This is a genomic window from Pseudomonas sp. K5002, from assembly GCF_013386655.1.
Taxonomy (GTDB): Bacteria; Pseudomonadota; Gammaproteobacteria; order Pseudomonadales; family Pseudomonadaceae; genus Aquipseudomonas.
The window spans coordinates 1-330 of the sequence record NZ_JACARK010001626.1; the positions used below are offsets into that span (position 1 = coordinate 1).

Consider the following 330-nt stretch of genomic DNA (forward strand, 5'->3'; position numbering starts at 1 on the left):
TGCAGGTCAAGCTGCTGCGGCTGTTGCAGGAGCGTGTGGTGGAGCGTCTGGGGGGCAACCAGCTGATCCCGCTGGATATCCGCATCATCGCCGCCACCAAGGAAGACCTGCGCCAGTCCGCCGACCAGGGGCGCTTCCGGGCCGACTTGTATTACCGCCTCAACGTTGCGCCGCTGCGCATTCCACCGCTGCGCGAACGGGGTGAGGATGCGTTGATGCTGTTCCAGCACTTTGCCGACGAAGCCAGCACACGCCACGGGCTACCGATGAAAGAGCTGCAACCGGGCCAGCGCGCGCTGTTGTTGCGTCACAGCTGGCCGGGCAATGTGC

1 protein-coding gene is annotated in these 330 nt (G+C 65.2%); it reads left to right on the forward strand.

All coding sequences use genetic code 11. The annotated features are described in order from the left end of the window. Positions 1-330 (forward strand): sigma 54-interacting transcriptional regulator (locus HX846_RS38350; protein WP_178967595.1); only part of this gene is annotated, 330 nt, incomplete at both ends.